Origin of the sequence: Rubripirellula obstinata, assembly GCF_001642955.1 — a bacterium.
In the GTDB taxonomy this organism is placed as follows: domain Bacteria; phylum Planctomycetota; class Planctomycetia; order Pirellulales; family Pirellulaceae; genus Rubripirellula; species Rubripirellula obstinata.
Map to the genome: position 1 here is coordinate 1 of NZ_LWSK01000273.1, position 1559 is coordinate 1559.

The 1559-nt window shown below is 55.7% G+C and carries 3 protein-coding genes; all 3 read right to left on the reverse strand.

Translation table 11 applies throughout. The annotated features are described in order from the left end of the window. Positions 1–356: hypothetical protein (locus RC85_RS28800; RefSeq protein ID WP_238383247.1), on the reverse strand; the 356-nt coding region annotated here is incomplete at its 3' end. A gap of 2 nt (positions 357–358) precedes the next feature. Continuing rightward, positions 359–805, reverse strand: a complete 447-nt coding sequence (locus RC85_RS25700) for a hypothetical protein (protein ID WP_068267802.1) — start codon at positions 803–805, stop codon at positions 359–361. 153 nt (positions 806–958) lie between these two features. Beyond that, positions 959–1399 carry a hypothetical protein gene (locus RC85_RS25705; protein WP_068267804.1) on the reverse strand — a complete coding sequence of 147 codons (441 nt, stop codon included), beginning with the start codon at positions 1397–1399 and terminating at the stop codon, positions 959–961. Between the last annotated feature and the right edge of the window lie 160 nt (positions 1400–1559).

Sequence of the window (1559 nt, forward strand, 5' to 3'; positions counted from 1 at the left end):
CCGCGCGTAGATTGTAGCAAGGAAAGGTCGGTCAAGCAAGTTTCGGCAGGTAGGGTTAAATCGAGCAACCGAAGACAGGCGTTGGTTGATGCCACGCAGTGCATCCGGCACGTCAGCATTGATTGAGTATTGGGATTCGGGCGTCGGTTGATGACCCGCAGGGCAGTCGGCGCTTCGGTTTCGTCAAGCGTTGGGGGCAAAGCGGTATTGATCGTGCGCTGGTTGTGCCCCGCAGGGCGCGAGGCGGGCAGCAAATGTCCGCGGCTCAGTTGGATAACGGTGGACATCACCGGGTGTCGGCGATTGACGTGCAAGCAGACGGAAAAGCGGACCACCGACACTCCGGTGCATGTCATGGTTATCCGTCAGATTTGGCAATCACAGGACCAGGCATGTCCAGCGGATCAGCGTGTGAGGCAACGGGGCCACCAAATACCATCGGGTTAATAAGCCAAGCAGTGTAGGCCGTTCCGAGCAAGACAAAAGCAAGCAACGCGATGTTTGAGACAGCGGGAAGCCATCGAGACGCGACGCGTTTGTGCCGATAGATTACATATAGATACACAGAGGCAAAACCGACAAAAAACCAAGTGTAGCCACAAAGGAAATCTGAAATCAGGTGAGCCCGTGCGAATAAGGGGGTCTCGGCAAATCCGATTTGCTTGTAGTGCTCGACGACCGTTGGGCAAATGAAAGCAGGAACAAAGTACAACGCTAGCAAAGCGGTGGCGTGAACTAAGCACAAGCCGAACGCAGGCAGTCTTGGCAGAGTTTGATTTCGCGGAAGCGAGGTGCAATCACTCATAGGCCGGTCCTGCTGTGCAGTTGAGATAGGAGTTTCGGTTGAGGCTTAGTCGGATAACGTCTAGGATCACCGGGTGGGGACGGAAAAGGTAACCATCAGAAAGCAGCCGCAAGCCCCACTCCGGTGCATCCTTTGGTTATCCGCCGCATTGCGTTATATGGAATCGAGTGGAGAGCGAACATGCTTGACTCTGGGGAAAGGGTGTCCGGCAGATTCTAGGTGGTTCAGGACATCGTACAGTCCGGCCAGGTATCCGTGAAGCCGAACGGTCCCGTGGTCGTTGGTGTGGATGCGAAACCACTGAGGCAGTGATGCGAAGTCGATGTGAGTAACATCCGTGATCGGAATCGAGCGTGACGGACGGTACGGTGAAGAACAGCGGATGTTGTCGCCCGATATTTCAATGCGGATGAACCAAAATTCGACAGCGAGCAAAGCAAGCGGCGGCAAGAATAGCGTGAGCAATATCGCGGCGTCGGCGGCACCCTCGGTTCGGTAAACACCGACGGCCAAACCGGAGGCGGCAACCGCGAGTCCGATGGTCATCGCTTTTGGTCCGGTTCCGTATCGAGCGACTACGGGTGGCGTTGGCATGGCAGCATGGTTCTAGTCGAGCGAATTTCAGTCGGATAACGGTATGCATCACCGAGGTGGCGGGATTTGACGTGCAAGCAGAGAGAAAAGTGTGCGGCCGCCACTCCGGTGCATGCAATGGTTATCCGCAACACACCAATGCGATACGATCGGTCAGCGC

Excerpts from the sequence above, each read along its gene's own strand:
- RC85_RS25700 (WP_068267802.1), bottom strand. The coding sequence starts at position 805 with ATGAGTGATTGCACCTCGCTTCCGCGAAATCAAACTCTGCCAAGACTG.
- RC85_RS25705 (WP_068267804.1), bottom strand. The coding sequence starts at position 1,399 with ATGCCAACGCCACCCGTAGTCGCTCGATACGGAACCGGACCAAAAGCG.